The organism is Salinibacter sp., assembly GCF_036626415.1.
GTDB lineage: Bacteria > Bacteroidota > Rhodothermia > Rhodothermales > Salinibacteraceae > Salinibacter.
The window spans coordinates 1-15,184 of sequence record NZ_JAZKRW010000074.1; the positions used below are offsets into that span (position 1 = coordinate 1).

General features: G+C 65.4%; 13 protein-coding genes. 4 read left to right on the top strand and 9 right to left on the bottom strand.

The window, feature by feature from the left end:
• Positions 1–1,184, top strand: a 1,184-nt coding sequence (locus tag V5A20_RS09170) for a carboxypeptidase M32 (RefSeq protein ID WP_332327184.1), incomplete at its 5' end; no start/stop codon positions are given.
• 83 nt (positions 1,185–1,267) lie between these two features.
• Here V5A20_RS09170 and V5A20_RS09175 read toward each other — a convergent pair.
• From V5A20_RS09175 to V5A20_RS09185, 3 genes are all read right to left on the bottom strand, one after another.
• Positions 1,268–3,007, bottom strand: a complete 1,740-nt coding sequence (locus tag V5A20_RS09175; RefSeq protein ID WP_332316129.1) for a spondin domain-containing protein — start codon at positions 3,005–3,007, stop codon at positions 1,268–1,270.
• A 183-nt stretch (positions 3,008–3,190) separates the two neighbouring features.
• Positions 3,191–4,666 carry a sensor histidine kinase gene (locus tag V5A20_RS09180; RefSeq protein WP_332316130.1) on the bottom strand — a complete coding sequence of 492 codons (1,476 nt, stop codon included), beginning with the start codon at positions 4,664–4,666 and terminating at the stop codon, positions 3,191–3,193.
• Positions 4,667–4,825: 159 nt separating this feature from the next.
• A complete protein-coding gene (locus tag V5A20_RS09185) occupies positions 4,826–5,560 on the bottom strand; it encodes a response regulator transcription factor (protein WP_332327185.1) in 735 nt (244 codons plus the stop codon).
• A 194-nt stretch (positions 5,561–5,754) separates the two neighbouring features.
• Between V5A20_RS09185 and V5A20_RS09190 the strand changes: the two genes are divergently transcribed.
• Positions 5,755–7,131, top strand: coding sequence for a class II 3-deoxy-7-phosphoheptulonate synthase (locus tag V5A20_RS09190; protein WP_332316132.1), 1,377 nt, complete (start codon positions 5,755–5,757; stop codon positions 7,129–7,131).
• 17 nt (positions 7,132–7,148) lie between these two features.
• On the opposite strand, the gene V5A20_RS09195 is transcribed toward V5A20_RS09190, so the two are convergent.
• The gene (locus V5A20_RS09195) at positions 7,149–8,219 is read right to left on the bottom strand and encodes a M42 family metallopeptidase (RefSeq protein ID WP_332316133.1); all 1,071 of its coding nucleotides are present in this window, start codon (positions 8,217–8,219) and stop codon (positions 7,149–7,151) included.
• 243 nt (positions 8,220–8,462) lie between these two features.
• On the opposite strand from V5A20_RS09195, the gene V5A20_RS09200 reads away from it, so the two are divergent.
• The gene (locus tag V5A20_RS09200; protein ID WP_332316134.1) at positions 8,463–9,173 is read left to right on the top strand and encodes a response regulator transcription factor; all 711 of its coding nucleotides are present in this window, start codon (positions 8,463–8,465) and stop codon (positions 9,171–9,173) included.
• A 48-nt stretch (positions 9,174–9,221) separates the two neighbouring features.
• Here V5A20_RS09200 and V5A20_RS09205 read toward each other — a convergent pair whose 3' ends face one another.
• From V5A20_RS09205 to mnmA, 3 genes are all read right to left on the bottom strand, one after another.
• On the bottom strand, positions 9,222–9,962 hold the full coding sequence (locus tag V5A20_RS09205; RefSeq protein WP_332316135.1) for a response regulator transcription factor: 741 nt from the start codon (positions 9,960–9,962) through the stop codon (positions 9,222–9,224).
• Between the two features lie 277 nt (positions 9,963–10,239).
• Entirely contained in the window at positions 10,240–11,670 is a 1,431-nt protein-coding gene (locus tag V5A20_RS09210) for an RtcB family protein (RefSeq protein WP_332316136.1), read from the bottom strand.
• A 354-nt stretch (positions 11,671–12,024) separates the two neighbouring features.
• Positions 12,025–13,176, bottom strand: a complete 1,152-nt coding sequence (gene mnmA / locus V5A20_RS09215) for a tRNA 2-thiouridine(34) synthase MnmA (RefSeq protein WP_332316137.1) — start codon at positions 13,174–13,176, stop codon at positions 12,025–12,027.
• A gap of 245 nt (positions 13,177–13,421) precedes the next feature.
• On the opposite strand from mnmA, the gene V5A20_RS09220 reads away from it, so the two are divergent.
• Positions 13,422–13,820, top strand: a complete 399-nt coding sequence (locus V5A20_RS09220; protein WP_332316138.1) for a RidA family protein — start codon at positions 13,422–13,424, stop codon at positions 13,818–13,820.
• 17 nt (positions 13,821–13,837) lie between these two features.
• Here the strand turns inward: V5A20_RS09220 and V5A20_RS09225 are convergent, their stop codons facing one another.
• Together V5A20_RS09225 and V5A20_RS09230 are read right to left on the bottom strand one after the other, a co-directional pair.
• Positions 13,838–14,413, bottom strand: coding sequence for a hypothetical protein (locus V5A20_RS09225; RefSeq protein WP_332327186.1), 576 nt, complete (start codon positions 14,411–14,413; stop codon positions 13,838–13,840).
• 63 nt (positions 14,414–14,476) lie between these two features.
• On the bottom strand, positions 14,477–15,184 hold a 708-nt coding region (locus tag V5A20_RS09230; protein WP_332327187.1), incomplete at its 5' end, for an N-acetylmuramoyl-L-alanine amidase family protein.

Sequence of the window (15,184 nt, forward strand, 5' to 3'; positions counted from 1 at the left end):
AGGCCCGGTCGCAGGCCCAGCAGGCGTGGACCCAGGCCCGGCAGAACGACGACTTTGCCCGGTTCGCCCCGCACCTGGAGACCCTCGTGGACCTGTCCGTGGAGAAGTCCGAGGCGATCGGCTACACGGACGAGCCGTACGACGCCCTGCTCACGGAGTACGAGCCGGGCCGCACCACCGCCGAGGTGACATCCCTCTTCGACACGCTGCGCAACGACCTCGTCCCCCTCGTCGACGTCATCGACGACGCGCCGCAGATCGACTCCGAGATCCTAAGAGGAACCTATCCGGAGGCGGAGCAACAGGCGTTTGGGCGATCGGTGATCGCGGACTTCGGGTACGACTTCGACCGCGGGCGACAGGACGTCTCGGCCCATCCGTTTACTACCGCCTTCTCCCCCGACGACGTGCGCCTCACCACGCGCTACGACGAGGACAACGTGGCGTCGGCCCTCTTCTCGACGATCCACGAGGCCGGGCACGGCCTGTACGAGCAGGGCATCGCCCCGTCGCTCGCCCGCACGCCCCTCGGCGACGGCACGGCGCTCAGCACCCACGAGTCGCAGGCGCGCCTCTGGGAGAACCACATCGGCCGTAGCCGTCCGTTCTGGCGCCACTACCTGCCCCGCCTGAAAGACACCTTCCCCGACGCCCTCGGCGACGCGGCCCTGGAGCCGTTCTACCGCGCGATCAACCGGGTGACGCCATCCCTGATCCGGGTGGAGGCCGACGAGGTGACCTACCACCTGCACGTGATGCTCCGCTTCGAGCTGGGGCGCGGCCTCATCGACGGCTCGGTGTCGGTAAACGAACTCCCCGAGCGCTGGAACGAGGCGATGGACGAATATCTCGGCGTGACCCCGTCATCGGACGCGGACGGGGTGCTGCAGGACGTGCACTGGTCGCAGGGCGCCTTCGGCTACTTTCCCACCTACACGCTCGGCACCCTCACGGCCGCCCAGCTCATGGAGGCGATCCAGGACGACCTTCCGAGCCTGTCCGAACAGGTTGCCGACGGTCGCTTCGATCCGCTGCTCGACTGGCTCCGCACCCACGTCCACCGGCACGGGCGCATTCTATCGGCCCCCGATCTCTTGAAGCGTGCCACCGGCGCCGAGCTGTCGGCCGCCCCGTGGCTGCGGTACGCCCACGAGAAGTTCGCGCCCCTGTACGACCTGCCGTAGACGCAGCCCCAACACACCACCGCCCGGCGGCCAGCGGCCCCCAGGCGGGAATCATCGTGCGAAATGGTCGCGAGGCCAACCGCTCAGTTCTGCGGCGTGATCGTAACCTTGATCACGTTGGCCGTCTCCTCGTAGCCGAAGCCATCATTGTCGAGGAGGCGATCGTCGTCAGCGTTGGTCACCTCCACGATGCTCCCTTCTCCGGCCGGACCGGTGTCCGTGCCCGACTGGCGGGGCGCCTGGTTGAGGCCGGTGCCCGGCTCCTCATCGCCCTCCGTGCCGGCGTCGTAGAGAACCACCTGCTCGGTCATGGCCCCGTTGATGGGGGCGTCGTTGGAGAAGAGCGGCAGCCCCTCCGGCTGCACGCCGTAGAAGAGGTCGTTCGACTGGATGTACATCGTCGCGAACGACAGGCGCTCGCCGGGCTGCGCGTCGACCTCGAAGGCGTAGCTGTTGTTCGGCGCGAGCGGCCCTGGGTCGTCGGCCCCGTCCGGAGTGTTAAAGACCCCTGCGTCGCGAATGGCGTCGCTCGAGGCGTCGAGTTCGCCGGCGAGCGTGCCCGGCGTGCCGTCCTCCGCGACGCCCTCGATGCCGTCGGACGCGCTCTCCCCGGTCGCGAACGCCTGCACGGCGTCGGTGTGGGCGGCGTACGCCCCCGGCGATAGCGGCACGGTGGGGCCCGTCAGCGATGACGCCGCGTCGGCCCGGACGCTCGGATCGCCATCCTCGGCGATCTCTTCGATGCCTTCGATGCTCTCCGACTCGGGCACGTCCGGCACGAAGAATGCCACCTCGTCTCCAGGCCCGGGCACCTGATCGAAGTGTGCGGCAAAGGCGCCGGGCGAGATCACGAGCGGCGCGCCATTGACGGTGGTCCCGGTCTCGTCGCTGACGTTTTCGACGCGGACCGTGAACCGAATGGCCCCCGTGGCTTCGTCCGGCTCGCTGTTGAGGGTCACTTCGATGCCGTCGGCCACGGCCGGGTACTCGAAGCCGCTGTCGTCCGGCCTTCCGTCGTTATTGCTGTCAGTGACCCGCACCAGATCGCCCCCCTCGTCGGGGCCCGTGCTGGGACTAGACTGGCGCGGGGCCTGGTTTTCGCCCGTGCCCGGCTCCTGGTCGACCTCCGTGCCCGCGTCCCAGTACGAGACCTGGTCGGTCACGTCGACCGGTCCGTCTTGGAAGCGTGGCGCGTCGCTGTTGTCAAAGAGCGCGAGCCCCCCCGCGTCGAAGGCGTAGAAGAGGTCGTTCGACTGGACGAACATCGACGCGAAGGAGAGCCGCATTCCGGACCCCGGAATCTCATTGGGGCCAACCGCAAACGAAAACTCATACGCGTCGCCCGGGGTTAGCGGCCCCGGCGCGTCGGCCCCAACGGGCGTGTTGAACACGCCGGCCTTCGTGAGCGGCTGGGCCGGGCCTACGTTCTCGATGGTGACGTCGAAGGTCGTGGGCGTGCGGCTTACCATCGCGTCCATCTCGGCGGAACTCGTTGCGCCTTCGTCGTCGGTCACCGTGACCGTGGCGGTGTACGTGCCGCCGGCGTCGTATTCTCGAACGACCGTTTCCCCAGTGGCCGTGCCCCCGTCCCCGAACTCCCACTCGTACGACGCGATGTCCCCGTCCGGATCGGTACTGCCCGCCGCGCTGAAGGCCGCGGTCAGCCCACTTCGGGAATCGAGGGAGAGGTCGGCCGAGGGCGGCTGATTCTCAGTGGTGTCGCCCCCACCGTTGCTATCACAGCCCGCCAGGAACAGCCCCAGGCCGGCTACGAGCAGGACGGCAAATGATGTACGTGTGCGAGAACGTGAGCGTAGGGTCATGGCTGAGTTGAGCGGATCGGAAAGAGAGATTGTGTGCGATGAAGGCTCCGTCCCTCCACACATCGCGCACACCTAACCTTCTCAACTCACGGACGAGTGTCGTCACAGAAGACTCAGATCCCCTTACGCTCGCGTCACAAGGTCTAACAGTTCTATAACAGTCCCTCGCCCCCGCCCAACCGTCTATGCGTCGGGGTCGGCCGTCGCCTCCACGGGCAGCCGGAAGCGGAAGGTCGTTCCTTCCCCCACCGTGCTCTCTACCTCCAGGGTGCGGCCGTGCAGCTCCAGGATCGTCTTGGCGATGGCGAGGCCGAGGCCCGCCCCGCCCTTGTCCCGGTCCCGGCTCTTGTCGACCCGGTAGAACCGCTCGAAGATGTGCGGCAGGTCGTCCTCGGGAATGCCGGGCCCCGTGTCTTCCACGTCCACACGAACCTCGTCCCGCTCGTTGTCCAGGCGCACGCGCACCGTGCCGTCCTCTGGCGTGTAGTGGATGGCATTGTCGATGAGGTTGGACAGGGCTCGCTCTATGAGGCCAATGTCAGCCTCCACCCGGACGTGGCGGTCCGGCAGCGTTGCCCTCAGGTCCACGGCCTGCTCTTCGGCCTGAGGGTCGTACTGCATCACCACGTCCTGCACGAGCTCGGCGATGGGAAACGACTCAATCGTCGGCTCAATCTGCTTCGTTTCGAGCTTCGACAGCTCGAAGAGCTCGCTCACGAGCGCGTTGAGGCGCTTTGTGTTCTTGAGCGCCGTCGTGACGTAGCGCTGTCGCTCCTCGGGGTCGAGGTCGCCGTCCTTCATCGAGACGGTTTCCAGGTAGCCCTGAATCGACGCGATGGGGCTCCGCAGGTCGTGCGACACGTTGGCCACCAGCTCGCGCCGCATGCGGTCGGCCTGTCGCAGCTCCTCCATGGTGGCCTCCAGGTTGTCGGCCATGCGGTTGAAGCACTCGCCGAGGCGCCCAATCTCGTCGTGGGAGGTCACCTCCACGCGGCGGTCGAACGCGCCCTGCTCAAAGTTGGCCACCACGTCCTGCATCCCGCGCAGGCGCTGGGTGAGGCGCCGGAAGAGCAGCAGGCCCACGCCGGCCGTCACCAGCACGATAAGCCCCAGGCCCCAGAGCGCCGTCTGCAGGATGTAGCTTTCCCCCACCATGCCAGCCACCGAGGCGTACTGCTCGCTGCCCAGAAGCACGTAGAGGTAGCAGCCCTTCCGGCCCATGATTTCGATGTGGGCGGCCGAGAACGGCTTCTTCGTTCCGGCCGTCATCGGATCGTCGCCCCGAATGGGCAGGTCGCCGCCCTCCATAAACCGTTGTACAGGAGCCAGGTCGACGCGGCGCTGCTCAATCTGCGTGTCGGGCACGGCGAAGGAGGCCTTCAAGGCCCCGTCGCGCTCCAGCAGATAAATCTCGATGCGGCGGTTGATCCCGGTCATGTCCTGGATCGTGGCCTCGATCGCTCCCGTGTCGATGCTGTCCTTCAGGTGCGGCTCGAAGCGGGGCACCATCTCCTCCGCCAGGGTCCGGTTGAGCTTCTGCTCCACCTCGTCGGCGTACTGCCGGGCGGCCCGCACCCCGAAGGTGGCGAGCAGCACCCCGAGCCCCACGATCAGCACGAGGAAGAGGGCGCTCAGCTTGGCGTAAAAGCTGTTGAGCATGGGGATTCAGGGATACGTGCTGGGTGAACCCGTGGAGTGGGGCGGCAGGAAGAACCAGAGACAGTCAAGATCTAGGGGGGCGTATTGCGTGGTGCGTATTGCGTAAGTGGCCCCGAACCACGAAATACGCAATACGAGATACGCATCACTCGTCACGCCTCACGCGTCGCTCGTCGCCAACTCCTCCGGCTCGGCGAACCGGTAGCCCACCCCCCACACGGTCTTCACGTACTGCGGCTCGGAGGGGGTCGGTTCAATCTTGTTGCGAAGGCGGTTGATGTGCGTATTGACCGTATGGCTGTAGCCGCTGTACTGGTAGCCCCACACCTCCTCGAGCAGCTCATCGCGGCTGAAGGCGCGCCCCGGATTGCGAGCGAACAGGAGAAGCAGTTCGAACTCTTTGCTCGTGAGGTCGATGGCCTTCTGCCCAACGGTCACCTTGCGCTTCTCCGGCGCAATCACGAGCCCCCCGAGCTCGATGGGCGTCTCGGCGCCCTCTTCTTGAGCCTCCTGGTCCACCTCCACGCGCCGGAAGAGCGCCTTCACGCGCGCCAGCACCTCGCGGATGCTGAAGGGCTTGGTGATGTAGTCGTCGGCCCCCAGCTCCAGCCCCAGCACCTTGTCTACCTCCTCGGTCTTGGCCGTCACCATCAGAATGGGCGTCGGACACTTCTCCTGACGAAGCCGGCGGCAGATGTCGAACCCATCGGTGCCGGGCAGCATGATGTCGAGGATAATGAGGTCGTACTCTTCGTGAAGGGCGCGCTCCAGCCCCGCGTCGCCATCGCCCACCTTTTCGACCGCGTGCCCTTCGTCGGTGAGGTGCAGCGTGAGCAAATCTGCAATGTCGTCGTCGTCCTCGACGAGCAAAATGCGCTTCTCGGTGGCGGTCACGGGAGAGCAATCAGCAGTTCATAGAATGGCGCCTCGTGCACGTCCGTCGCGCAAGCCGGATGCACTGTTACGGAGTCCCGGCGCCAATGATTGCCCCCACTCGCACGCGGCCTGCGTCACTGCTCATCCCCGGAAACGTGTGTGATGGGCGGCTCGTAGAGCGTACGGTTGTCTTTTGCACAAGCACCCCCCTTATGTCTCAGACCGATACGCAGGACTGGACCCTTCGCTCCTGGCGTGAAAAGGACGCCCTTCAGCAGCCCACGTATCCCGATGAGGCGGCGCTGGAGGAGAAGCTCGACCACGTCTCGGCCCTGCCTCCACTCGTCACGTCCTGGGAGGTGGAGAACCTAAAAAAGGAAATTGCCCGGGCCGCACGGGGCGACCGGTTCCTCCTGCAGGGCGGCGAGTGCGCCGAGTCGTTTGGCAACTGCCGGGCCGACGTCATCACCGGCCGGCTCAAGATTCTGATGCAAATGAGCCTCGTGCTCACCTACGGGCTGAACACGAGTGTCGTGCGGGTGGGGCGCTTTGCCGGGCAATACGCCAAGCCGCGCTCCTCGGACACTGAGACGCGCGACGGCACCACGCTGCCCAGCTACCGGGGCGACATCATCAACGGCCCCGACTTTTCGGCGGAGACCCGCCGCCCAGCCCCGGAACGGATGGTGGAGGCCTACTCCAGCTCCTCCCTTACCCTCAACCTCGTGCGCGCCCTCGCCGAGGGCGGCTTTGCCGACCTTCGGCACCCGGAGTACTGGGACCTCGACTTCATGGACCACTCGCCGCTCGCGGAGGAGTACCACGCCCTCGTCGACGCGATCGGAGACACGATCGACTTCGTCGAGGCCGTGACCGAACAGGAGCTCGACTCCCTCGAAAGCGTCACGTTCTACACGAGCCACGAGGCACTGCTGCTGCCCTACGAGGAAGCCCTCTCCCGCTCCGTCCCGCACAAGGACGGCATCTACAACCTCGGCACGCACCTGCCCTGGGTGGGCAAGCGCACCAACCAAATCGAGAACGCCCACGTCGAGTACGCGCGCGGGATCGAAAACCCGGTGGGCCTGAAGGTGGGGCCGGACATGACGCCCACCAAGCTCAAAACGCTGGTCCGCACGCTCGACCCCGACGACGAGCCAGGCAAGCTCACGCTCATCTCGCGCCTCGGGGCCGACACCATTGGCGACCGGCTCCCCCGCCTCATCGAGGCGGTGCAGGCCACCGGCCAGTCGGTTCTCTGGATCGCCGACCCCATGCACGGCAACACCGAGACGACCGAGGACGGCACCAAGACACGCCACTTCGACAACATCCTCGGCGAGCTGGAGCAGGCCCTCGACGTTCACGCGGCCGAGGGCTCGCATCTGGGTGGGGTGCACTTCGAGCTCACCGGCAAGAACGTGACCGAGTGCATCGGCGGGGCACGCGGCCTGAGCGAGGCCGACCTCGGGCAGGCCTACGAGTCCCATGTCGACCCGCGGCTCAACTACGAGCAGTCCCTGGAGATGGCCTTCTCGATCGTCCGCAAGTACCGGCAGCTGCACGCGGAGCCGACTGCCACTGGCTGACCGCTGTCGGCTGCCCACTACAGCGAGACGCCGAACGCCTCCTCTCCGTCGAAGGAGCGGACGAGCGCCGCGTAGAGCTGCACGCAGTGCTCGATGTCTTCGGTGTCGGCCACCTCCACGGTCGAGTGCATGTAGCGGAGCGGCACGGACAGCAGCACGCTGGGCACGCCGCTGCGCGTCTTGAAGATGGAGTCGGTATCGGTGCCGGTGCGGCGGCTGCTCGGCTCGTGCTGGAGCGGAATGTCTTCGGCGTCGGCCACCTCGGTGACACGCTCCACGAGCTGCGGGTGGTTGGACGTGCCGTGGGTGACGGTCGGCCCGTCGCCGAGCTCCACGTCGCCGTGCTTGGTGCTATTGATGCCCGGCGAGTCGGTGGCGTGCGTCACGTCGAATGCAATCGCGGCGTCGGGGTTGAGGCGGTGCGTAATCATCTTGGCCCCATGTCCCCCAATTTCTTCCTGTACCGAGTTGGCGGCCTGCACGTCCCACGCCGGACGGTCTTCAGCGAGCCGCGCCACGGCCTGCGCGATGATGAAGCCGCCGAGGCGGTTGTCGATGGCGCGGGCCGTGATGCGGGTGTCAGTCAGCTCGGTCGGCCCCACGTCGAACACCATTGGGTGCCCCACCCGGATGCCACGGTCGTGCACCTCGTCCTCGTCCTCGGCCCCGATGTCCACAAACAACTCGTGCACCTTGGGCACCGTCTCGTTCTTGGTGTCGCGGATGTGGATGGCCGTGTTTCCCACCACGCCAGTGACCGGTCCGTCGTCGCCCAGGATGCGCACACGAAGGCCGCGCGCAATGGCGCGGTCCGAGCCGCCGATGCGGTTGATGTAGATGAAGCCGTCGTCGGTGATGTGGCGCACCATGAACCCAATCTCATCGGCGTGCGCGTCGAGCATGACGCTCGGGGCCTCGTCGGCCGTGCCCCCCAAACGGGCCCAGGCCGTGCCGTACGCGTCGGTCTCTACCGCGTCGGCGTGGCCGCGTACGTACTCGGCCCACACGCGCTGGCCGGGGGCTTCAAAGCCGGTGGGACTCGGGGTGTCAAGAAGGTCGAAGAAGAACGATTTCGCGTCGTCGGTCATGCAGACAGGGGAAACGGGTGAACGGAATTGCGGAGTGATCCGGTGGATTTATCCTATACGAGGTGCCCCCGCGCGGTGTCCGGTCCACGCGTCAAATCTCGGCATGCCCGACGGTTTCCAACTCGACCGTCACAGCCCCGTGGCCCTTCGCGGGACCAAAACAGAAAGAGAGAGCTATGTTATAGTCGCTTCTCAAGCATCGGCTTCGCAATTTCTGCTCTCTTCTACCCTTCCCGCTCAACCATGCCGACGACGACGGACCGCACCTACCACATGCTCATCGTGGAGGATGATACCGACATCCTCATGGGACTCGAAGAATACTTCGAGCTCGAAGACTACGAAGTGGAAACCGCCGGGGACGGCGAGCAGGCCCTCCAGAAAATGAAGGACATGGACAAGTGCGACGTCGTCCTCCTCGACGTGATGCTGCCCGAGAAGGACGGCTTTGAGGTGCTCGAGGAGTCGCAGGAGATGGGCTTCAGCGCCCCTGTTCTCATGATCACGGCGCGGGGCGAACAGGAGTCGAAGCTGAAGGGGTTTGGCCTTGGGGCGGACGATTACATTACCAAGCCGTTCAACGTGGAGGAGCTCGCCGCTCGGGTAAAGGCCATCCTCCAGCGCACCATGCCCCCCGCCGAAGCCCCAATGGACGTCTACGAGATTGGGGACGTAGAGGTCAACTTCTCCACCCACGAGGCGTACCGCGACGGCGACGAGCTCAACTTCACGGCCCTGGAGTTCGACATCCTCCGCTACCTCATCCAGCACAAGGGGCGCACCGTCACGCGCAAGCAACTCCTGCGGGACGTGTGGGGCATCGACGAAAACATTATCACGCGGACCATCGACCGCCACATGGCTTCGGTCCGCAAGAAGATTGAGCCCGACCCCTCCGACCCGACCTACATCGAGACGGTCTACGGGATCGGCTATCGGTTCGACGACGAATAACGCGGCCGCGATCGGCTCCCGATTCAACGAGGGCGGCTCGGGCTCCAGTTACACCGTCTCTTGCTCTGAGTCAGCCACCCGCTCCGCGCCCTCCAGCTTATACCCGATGCCGTACACGCTCTGGATGGGCCACTCGTCTTCCTCGTCCCCGTCCATCACGTCACGGAGGGCATTGACGTGCCGATCAATCGTGCGCGTCTCCACCTCTGTGGGCAGGTCCCATACGTCCCGGAGGATCTGCTCACGGGTCGCCGTGCGGCCGCGCCGGCGCATCAAGTAGGCGAGTAGCTTGTACTCCAGGTCCGTCAGGTCAACGGGGTCTCCTTCCCGCGAGACCTCGTCCTCTTCAAGGTTCACGCGAAGCCCGCCGACGCGGAACGTTCCGGCCTCGTCGGTCGCCTCCGCTTCCCGACGGAGCAGCACGTCAATCCGTGCCACCAGTTCCTCCGTCTCGAACGGCTTCGTCAGGTAGTCGTCGGCCCCCACCTGAAAGCCTCGCATCTTGTGCTCGTGGTCGCCAAGGCCTGTGAGCATGAGCACCGGCGTGCGGACGCCGTCGTCACGGGCCTGGCGGAGCACCTCAAAGCCGCTGAGGTCGGGCAGCTTCGCATCGAGCACAATGAGGTCGTACCCCGGCAGCCGCGTGGCCTCTTCGAGGGCCGTCTCTCCGGTCTCGGCGAGCGTCACCTCGTAGCCCTCGGATTCCAGGTAGAGCAGAAGACTCGTGCTGAGCTCGCTGTCATCTTCAACGACAAGCAAGGAGGGGCCTTCGGGATCGGAGTCGGACATGGGGATCAAACGTCAGGTGAAGGGGACAGTGGGAACTGGAGTACTCATACGACCCGGGCCCCAATGCGCTTCGAACAGGGGGCGCTATCCTATTACTCTTTCGCAACAAGACGACCCGCTTCAACGGATCCGCATTCCTTCATGCATTCTCGGGCCGTCTGTGTCTCTCTGGATGGACCTGAGGATCCACGACCGTTCGGCACGGCGCGGACATAGCGGCAGGCCCTGCCGCCGAGATGCGAGGGACAGCGGCGGCCGGCACGGAGACACCCGGAGCTTACCCGTGCATGACGGCGAGGGGCTCCAGCCGCGCCACCTTGCCGGCGAGTCGCGCTCCGGCCACCGTCTCCACAACGCCGCCGATGTTCTCCTTGAGCTGCACGCCGGCGGAGGCCGAGCCGTCCCCCGAGCGGACGGCAACGCCGTCTCCGTCCTCGTCGAGCGGCACCGGCTCGGCCTGATGGTTCGCTTCGTGCCGACTCATGGTGCGCCCGGCCCCGTGGCAGGCCGAGCCAAAGCTCTTCTGCATCGCGTCGCGGGTGGCAAGCATGACCCACGAGGTGTCGCCCATGCTGCCGGGCACGAGGACCGGCTGCCCGAGGGCGCGGTACGGAAGCGAGATGCCCGGCGTGCCGGGCCCGAAGGCACGGGCCGCTCCCTTGCGGTGCACGTAGCAGCGCATGTGCTTCCCGTCGACCTGATGCATCTCTACCTGGCCCAGGTTGTGCGCCACGTCGTACACCGTCTTGAGGCGCTGCCCGGCCCCGTCAAGCAGGTCGTCAAAGACCTCGCGGACGCGGTGGGCCAGCACCTGTCGGTTGGCGTAGGCGTAATTGGCCGCGGCCCGCATGGCCCCCATGTAGTCTTCGGCCTCGCCCGAGTCGAGCGGGACCGACACCAAGTTCGGATCCGGCGGCTCGATGTCGTACGACGGCGCCACCTCCCGAAACCGTTCAATGTAGTCTGCACAGACCTGGCGCCCGTAGCCGCGAGAGCCGCAGTGGATCTGAGCGACGAGCGTCCCCTCCTTGAGCCCCATCGTGACGGCCGCCGCACGGTTGAAAACCTCCTCCACAGAGTGAATCTCGATGAAGTGCTCCCCGCCCCCGAGCGTCCCGAGCTGCTGTGCCCCGAGCGACCGGGCCGCCTCGCTCACCTTCTTCGGGTCCGCCTCGTTGAGGCGGCCTCCCTCCTCCGCACGGACAAGGTCGTCCTGCTGCGCCATGTCTTTGCGCAGGGCCCACTGGGCGCCGGACTGTGCGACGTGGTCGACCTCGCTCTTGTTGAGCGAGATGGACCCCTCCGCGTCCGTCCCGCTCGGGATGTGATTCTTCAGGGCATCGGCAAGGGCGTCGAAGTTGCCCTCCGCCTCCTCTGCCTTGATGTCCGACCCCAACAGCCGAACGCCCGCGTTGATGTCGTGCCCGATGGCGCCGGGCGCGATGGTGCCCACCGGCCACTTCGACACGGCCACGATGCCGACCGGCGCGCCCTGCCCGCTGTAGACGTCCGGCATCACCACGAGATGCCCCACCAGTCCCGAAAGCATCGCGGTGCGGATGGCCTGATCAATCGCCTTCCGCTCGAGAATCTCGTCGATGAGGGACTCGCTCGCAAGGATGCGCACGGGCACCCGCATCGCCTCCTGGAACGACTCGGGAATTTCCCACGTGAACTCGTCGATCCGCGTCAGGTCCGTGCGTTCCATACGTTGGGGGGACTCGCGCGCTCCGAAACAAGTCGTCGTCCCGGGCGCCGCGTCTTGTTGTTTTTGAGACATGAATGACGAGGATTGAACCCCCGGGAGAAATTCAGTGTTCCACCCGTCGGGATCGTGTACACGCTCGGCCCCCTGCACCCAGCGGATTTAAGAACCTGTTTCGACTTGTGCCTCGGGGCTCCGAGCGGCAGCGATGGCCTGCAAATCGCCTCCGGTCACAGGCGGTCGCCCTCCGAACGTACGTCCTCGCTGACGCTCAGGGCACACCACTACAGCCCTCGACCATGCGCCGGGGGCATCGATGCCCGCCTTCCATCCGATTCAAAACCAACATGCCGGGTTCTAAGCCGACGCTTCGGCCGCCCGCTCTGCGGTCTCGGCCTCGCCGCTCCCGACCTCGTGGATCCACCCGCCGGCCAGAACGTCGTCGTCCTCGTAGAGCACAAGGCTCTGTCCCGGCGTAATGGCGCGCTTCGGTTCGGCGAAGGCCACCTTCAGGGTGTCCTCGTCCGGCTGCCAGGTGAGGCACCCTGCCCCGTCGTCGTTGTAGCGGATGGTGCCCCAGGCCGGGCGCTCCTCTTCGATCTCGGGATACTTGACGAGGTTAATCTCGTGGGCCGTCAGGGTCTGCTCCATGAGCTCCTCCTTCGGCCCCACCGTGATCGTGTTGGTCTCCGGGTCGATATCCGTAACGTAGACCCGCTCGCCGAGCGCAAGGCCCAGCCCCCGACGTTGGCCGACGGTGTAGAAGGGGTAGCCGTCGTGCTCTCCCACGACGGTGCCGTCGCTCAGCACAAACCTGCCGCCGCTCACCTCCTCTTCGAGCCCGTCGACCCGGTCTCTCAGAAAGCGGGGATAGTCGTTGTCCGGGATGAAGCAAATCTCGTAGGAGTCGGGCTTGTCGGCCACATTGTCAAGGCCGAACTCGGCGGCCATCTCGCGGATCTCGGGCTTCTCGTAGGCCCCGAGCGGGAAGATGGACCGGGACAGGTGCTCTTGCGGCAGGCCCCAGAGGGCATAGCTCTGATCTTTGTTGCGGTCCAGGCCGCGGCTCAGAAGGTAGCGCTCCAGGTCGTCGTCGTAGCGGACGTTGGCGTAGTGGCCGGTGGCAATGTACTCGCAGTCCAGGTCGTCGGCCCGCTGCAGCAGCGCATCCCACTTAATGTGGGTGTTGCAGAGCACACAGGGGTTGGGGGTGCGGCCCGAAAGGTACTCGTTGGTAAACCGCTCAATCACCCAATCCCCAAACTCTTCCCGGAGATCCACCACGAAGTGCGGAAAGCCGTGCTTCGTCGCCACCACGCGGGCGTCGTTCATCGACTCAATGGAGCAGCACCCCACTTCCTTGCCGTCCGCCCCCCCACTGGTGGAGTAGTCCCACGTTTTCATGGTGAGTCCCACCACATCGTAGCCGCGCTCGTTTAGCAGAACGGCCGTCACGGAAGAATCGACGCCGCCACTCATGGCGACGAGTACGCGTCCCTTTGTGCTCATGACCCGAGAAAAGAGTACCAACAGGTTGACGATACAGGGCAGGTGTGAACCGCTGTGGCCGGATCGGCGTTCCCTGTAGGGTAAGTGTACAGTGTCGTTGAGAGACGCAATTCTCCCTTGACCCTATCCCATTTTTGGGCACAGACGCAGGAATATGGTCTTCAGAAAATATTTGCTTGTGCCACGCCGTAGAGAGGGGGATGTTGGGAGTGTCGTTCTCTGCCAGATGCCCCGACCTGCACCACATGTCCACATCGACCTCTGCCTCTCGTAGTACCGTCACGACCCCGCTTGCCCCCGCGGCCATCGGCCCCTACAGCCAGGGCGTCCTCGTGGACGACCGGCTGTACGTCTCGGGCCAAATTGCGATCGACCCGGACACCGACAGCATGATCGACGGATCGATTGAGGCGGAGACGGAGCGCGTGCTCGACAACGTGGGAGCCATCTTGAAGGCCGCGAGCATGTCGTTCGAAAACGTGGTCCGCTGCGAGGTCTTCATGAGCGACATGAACGACTACGCGCAGATCAACGAGGTGTACGCGCGGTACTTCAACGAGAAGCCGCCGGCCCGGCAGGCCGTAGAGGTCGCAGAGCTGCCCCGCAACGCGCGAGTGGAGATCTCCTGTATTGCCATCCGGTAGGGGTCCGGTGCAACGCCCTACACGCCCTCCACTTCGAGCCGGTAGTAGACCCGGGCCCGGACCACCCCGTCTTCGGAGGACTCTAGCCCGAACCGGCCGTCAAGCACTTCTGCACCGTTCTGCACCGCCCGGGTAACCGTCCTGCGCGTATTGTCGACGATCGTGGACCGGCCCTCCGGCGAAAATTGAACGCCAGCGACGCGGGGGCCGTCCCTTCCTAAAAACAGCTCCACGTCCCTCAGTGACGGGGCGGACACCCGTTCGACCCGCACGCTGTCGACCCGGGCGTCGACCACGTCGCGCCGGCTGAATCCGTTGCGGGACAAGATGGCGTCGAGGTCGCTCGACTGCACTGTGGACTGGACCGCCACTTGCCCTGCCCCCGTAGCGTCGTCTGCCGCGTACTCGAATCGGTGCCGCACAGTCGGCGGTTCGGCAGAATCCGCATTCAGGATGGCCGTGCTGCCCGCCGACGCAAGGTCGCAGCTGGTCCACACCACTCCCCCGGCCAGCAAAACAATGAGCAGGGATCCCCGCTGGAGTAGGATGCGCACGGCACTGGTCATGACGCGTGAGGTCGACTGTGAGGGCATGAGAGGGGACGGGGGCGTTACCGAAACAGCCAAGGCCCATTCCGACGTCGTACTCCGGCGCGTCTACTCGCTGGAGACAATGCCCTTGTTGTACTGATTCTTGTATTTCCGCACGGCCCGGAAAATGGCACTCGCCAGGTAGGTCTGCCCGCGGTCGCTGTCGAGGAAACGGGCCTCTTGCCGATTGGTGAGGTACCCCAGTTCTACGAGGACCGATGGCATTGAGGCGCTCCACAACACGTAGAACCCGGCCTGGTGCACCCCCCGACTGCGCCGCTGGACCCGCTCCTTGAACTGATTCTGGACGATCGACGCGAACTCTTCGCTGAACTGCATGCTGGCACTCAGGAAGAGTTCGCCCTTCACGAAGGCCTCCGCGTCGTACTCGTCGTAGCGATCCGGATTTTCCTCGTATTCCCGCACGACGCTGTTTTCTTGCTTCATGACGCGCCGCGCCGCGTTTGTCTTGGAGCGCCCCAGAAAGTACGTCTCCGTGCCCTGCACGGACGACGACTGAAATGCATTGGCGTGAAGTGAGATGAAGAGGTCGCCTCCCCTCCGATTCGCGAAGTGGCCGCGCTCCTCCAGCGCGATGAAACGGTCGCCCGTTCGGGTGTACACCACTTCGAGGTCGAGACGATCTTCGATATAGTCGCCCAGCTTGTGGGCCACGTCCAGCACAATGTCCTTCTCGTACAGCCCGTGGGCCACCGCTCCCGGGTCTTTGCCCCCGTGCCCTGGGTCGATCACCACCGTGTCGAGCCGGGAGCG

Excerpts from the sequence above, each read along its gene's own strand:
- V5A20_RS09175 (WP_332316129.1), bottom strand. The coding sequence starts at position 3,007 with ATGACCCTACGCTCACGTTCTCGCACACGTACATCATTTGCCGTCCTG.
- V5A20_RS09180 (WP_332316130.1), bottom strand. The coding sequence starts at position 4,666 with ATGCTCAACAGCTTTTACGCCAAGCTGAGCGCCCTCTTCCTCGTGCTG.
- V5A20_RS09190 (WP_332316132.1), top strand. The coding sequence starts at position 5,755 with ATGTCTCAGACCGATACGCAGGACTGGACCCTTCGCTCCTGGCGTGAA.
- V5A20_RS09195 (WP_332316133.1), bottom strand. The coding sequence starts at position 8,219 with ATGACCGACGACGCGAAATCGTTCTTCTTCGACCTTCTTGACACCCCG.
- V5A20_RS09200 (WP_332316134.1), top strand. The coding sequence starts at position 8,463 with ATGCCGACGACGACGGACCGCACCTACCACATGCTCATCGTGGAGGAT.
- V5A20_RS09205 (WP_332316135.1), bottom strand. The coding sequence starts at position 9,962 with ATGTCCGACTCCGATCCCGAAGGCCCCTCCTTGCTTGTCGTTGAAGAT.
- V5A20_RS09210 (WP_332316136.1), bottom strand. The coding sequence starts at position 11,670 with ATGGAACGCACGGACCTGACGCGGATCGACGAGTTCACGTGGGAAATT.
- mnmA (WP_332316137.1), bottom strand. The coding sequence starts at position 13,176 with ATGAGCACAAAGGGACGCGTACTCGTCGCCATGAGTGGCGGCGTCGAT.
- V5A20_RS09220 (WP_332316138.1), top strand. The coding sequence starts at position 13,422 with ATGTCCACATCGACCTCTGCCTCTCGTAGTACCGTCACGACCCCGCTT.
- V5A20_RS09225 (WP_332327186.1), bottom strand. The coding sequence starts at position 14,413 with ATGCCCTCACAGTCGACCTCACGCGTCATGACCAGTGCCGTGCGCATC.